Raw genomic sequence first — 3,362 nt, 5'->3', positions numbered from 1 at the left:
CCCGAACCAGCCACAGGACCCCTGGCAGGCCCCGCCGCCCGGCGGAGCCCTGCCCCCCTCGGCGCACGAGGACGAGGGACCCGGGCTGAAGACCGAAGTGCGCGAGGCCGTGCTGATCGCGATCGCGGTGGCCGTCGCGGGGGGTCTGCTGCTCGGGCTGCTGTGGATGTGGCTCGCGCCGCGGGTGCCGCTGATCTCGGATGGCAAGGCCGTCTTCCTGCGGGACAACGAGGGCGAGCAGGCGATCGGCGCCGACGGCACGTTCCTGCTGCTGGCGCTCGCCCTCGGGCTGGTCAGCGCCGTCGTGGTCTTCCTGCTCCGCAAGCGCGGCGGGGTTCCGCTGGTGATCGGCCTCGTGGCGGGCGGGCTGCTCGGATCGGTGCTCGCCTGGCGGTTCGGCATCTGGCTGGGGCCCAGCGGCGATGTGGTCGCGCGCGCCAAGGCCGCGGGGGCGGGCGTGCCGTTCGACGCGCCGCTGAAGCTGAGCGCGAAGGGCGCGTTGCTGGCCTGGCCGATCGTGTCGATGGCCGTACTGCTGGCGCTCACGGCGGTGTTCACACCCCGCGACCCCGAACTGCCGGGGTACCTTCCGCCGCAGCCGCGGGAGCACCCCGCGCAACCCGAGCCGCCCGCGTCCTGAGGAGCCGGGGCCGGGGCCCCGGCTCGGCCTGTGCGGGCCGGTGCAGGCTTATGTGGGCTTATGCCTATGTGGGCTTAGGCGGGACTATGCGGGGCGGCGCCCGTGGTTTGCCCGGCCCTTTCTGATCCGCCACTTCCGCTTGCGCGTCTTCTTCGACATGCTGCGGTGCTTAGTCGCGTGGCGGCCATGCGTCGAGGGGCTAAACCCGCCCGATCGGGGCCAGCACCGCGTCCGTCAGCTTCGCCAGGTCGTCCGGGGCCAGTTCGGCCTCCAGGCCGCGGCGGCCCGCCGAGACACAGATCGACTCGTGCGCGGTGGCCGACGCGTCCAGCACGGTGGGCAGCTTCCGTCGCTGGCCGAGCGGGGAGATCCCGCCGCGTACGTACCCCGTACTGCGCTCCGCCGCGGCCGGGTCCGCCATCACCGCGCGCTTACCGCCGACCGCCGCGGCCAGCGCCTTGAGGTCGAGCGAACCCGCGACCGGGACCACGGCCACGGTCAGCGCGCCGTCCACCTCGGCGAGCAGCGTCTTGAACACGCGCTCGGGCGACACGCCCATCGCCTCGGCCGCCTCGTCGCCGTACGAGGGGTGCGACGGGTCGTGTGCGTACTGGTGCAAGGTGTGTGGCGTGCCTGCGGCGGTGAGTGCGACCGTGGCGGGTGTGCCGCCGGACTGCTGCTTCTTTGACTTCTTCGCCAACGTTCGGACCTTACGTCAGTTGAGGCTCGTCGGACCCCGGGTCAGCTCGACCGCGGGCAACGACGGCAGGTTACGGATCACCGCGGTCTCCGCGCGAAGGAGTTTCAGCTCGTCCCGCAGCCGGGACGCGGTGTCGGGCGCCTGCAGCAGCCGCTGCCGGGTCGGGGTGTCCAGGACCGCGGCCGCGGCGACCAGGTACGACACCACGGACGGCTCGTCCGGCAGCTCCGCACCCGTCGACAGCGACCGCTCCCGCGCACCTGCCAGACGCTTCTGGTAGGCGCGGAACGCGCGCAGTACGCCATCGGCCAGTGCGCCCGCGTCGTCGCCCGGGTCCTCGTCGAGCTCCTCCAGCTCTGCCGTCAGGTACGCGCCCGACGCGTCGACGGAGAGCAGCCGGACGCGGGTGGTGCCGGTGGCGAGCACCTCGAAACTGCCGTCCGCGCGCTCCCGTACGGTCGCCGCGTCCGCGACACAGCCCACCTGGTGGAAGGCCTTGATCGGGTCGTCACCGAACCCGGCCGTGGGCCCGCGCTCGACCGTCGCGGTCGGGTCCGGCATACCGGGCGCCACCGGAGCGACCTCGAGGCCGTCGCGGATCGCGACGACGGCGAAGCGGCGCGGCTCGTCGGAGTCGTCGGGCGCCGCCTTCACGAGGTCGCGCAGCATGGCGCGATATCGCTCCTCGAAGACGTTCAGCGGCAGCACGAGGCCCGGGAACAGCACGGTGTTCAGCGGGAAGAGCGGAAGTCGGACGGTGGTCACGATCCCGAAGCCTAATGGCCGCTCAGGGTAGTCCGGGGCGGTGGTGCCCGATCCGGCGACGTAGCGGGGTCATGGCGGCCACCTGGAGGCGTACGCCGTCGCGCAGTTCGAGAAACTGGCCGAGGGGATCGCTGGAGATCACGTTCCAGGGGAAGGACGTCGCGTACGGGCCGATGCGTTGCAGTTGCTCCAGTGCGTCGGCCGCGCGGCCCAGGCGCATCAGGACGTAGGCGAGGAGGTTGCGCACCTCGGCCGGATACGGGTCGGCCTTCTCGTACGCGTCCGAGAGGGCGATCGCGCGGTCCGCCGCGGCGTCCAGGCGCTCGATCGGTATCGAGCTCGCGCCACGGCCGGGTTCCTGGAGGCAGGCGAAGGCCGCGCGCACCGGGAGCGCCTGGATCAGGGAGCCGGGCAGGGTGTCGACGGCGGCGTTTTCGGCGAAGTCGAAGCAGGTGCGATGCGAGCCGTACCAGGTGGCCGAGAGGTACTGCAGGGCCGCCGCGTGGCAGCCGTAGTGGTGCGGGGAGCGGTGTATCGCCTCGGCCCACAGGTCCTGGAAGGCGGAGTGTGTGGCGCCGACGCCCCGTGCGTGGTCCAGGGCGATGCGCCAGGGCACCGGGTCGCGGGGGGCCGCCTCGGTGGCCACGGCGATCAGCGGGGCGACCTCGCGCAGGAGCGTGGCGCGGACCGGGGACTCCCAGGCGTGGCGCATCGCGAGCTCCGCCCTGAGCAGGGCCACGTCCGGGTCCTGCGGGGTCGCCGCGCGCCACCGCGTGAACCACTCCGGGCGGCCACGGGCGAACGTGGCCAGGCGTAGCACATAGTGGTCGCGGTTCTCCCACTCGGCGGCCTCGCGGCTGGCGGCGAGCAGTTTGGCGGCCGGGCCGTGGTCGCCTTGGCCCGCCGCGACGAGCGCCGGGCCGAGGCGTTCGTCGGGCGTGTCCAGCAGCACCTCGTCGTCGGCGGGCAGCGCCTCGGCGAGGTGTGGAGCGTGCTTGATCATCCGGGCTGTCCGGGCGAGCGCGCGCAGCAGGACCATGGTCCGGGGTCCCTCCTTTGCGCCTGGTCATGTCGTTTCGTTGATGGTTGCGGTGACAAGACGGCGGTGGGGTGGGGAGGGTTGTAGCCGTACGGATAACGATTCCGTCGCGCCGCCGCGGTGTTGTGCGGGGTGCGCGACGTGTTGTGCGGGGTACGCGCTGTTCGTTGTGGGGCGGGGCCGCGTCGGGGGGCACGTGCTCCCGCCGCGCGAGGTGG

At 73.0% G+C, this 3,362-nt stretch carries 4 protein-coding genes; 1 reads left to right on the top strand and 3 read right to left on the bottom strand.

The features are described 5' to 3' along the window. Window positions 1-640 (top strand): hypothetical protein (locus U9R90_RS34570; protein ID WP_411061317.1); only part of this gene is annotated, 640 nt, incomplete at its 5' end. Window positions 641-839: 199 nt separating this feature from the next. On the opposite strand, the gene ybaK is transcribed toward U9R90_RS34570, so the two are convergent. Genes ybaK through U9R90_RS34555 form a run of 3 tightly spaced genes read right to left on the bottom strand, consistent with a single transcriptional unit; the run spans window position 840 to window position 3,144 of the window. After that, complete coding sequence (gene ybaK, locus U9R90_RS34565; RefSeq protein WP_411061315.1) at window positions 840-1,340, bottom strand: Cys-tRNA(Pro) deacylase; 501 nt, start codon at window positions 1,338-1,340, stop codon at window positions 840-842. Window positions 1,341-1,355: 15 nt separating this feature from the next. Further along, window positions 1,356-2,105, bottom strand: coding sequence for an LON peptidase substrate-binding domain-containing protein (locus U9R90_RS34560; protein ID WP_411061313.1), 750 nt, complete (start codon window positions 2,103-2,105; stop codon window positions 1,356-1,358). Between the two features lie 22 nt (window positions 2,106-2,127). Beyond that, window positions 2,128-3,144 carry a hypothetical protein gene (locus tag U9R90_RS34555; protein ID WP_411061311.1) on the bottom strand — a complete coding sequence of 339 codons (1,017 nt, stop codon included), beginning with the start codon at window positions 3,142-3,144 and terminating at the stop codon, window positions 2,128-2,130. Between the last annotated feature and the right edge of the window lie 218 nt (window positions 3,145-3,362).

The organism is Streptomyces sp. E11-3, from assembly GCF_046540415.1.
In the GTDB taxonomy this organism is placed as follows: domain Bacteria; phylum Actinomycetota; class Actinomycetes; order Streptomycetales; family Streptomycetaceae; genus Streptomyces.
The sequence above is the reverse complement of the archived record's forward strand: the minus strand, read 5'-3'. Positions and strand labels throughout refer to the sequence as shown.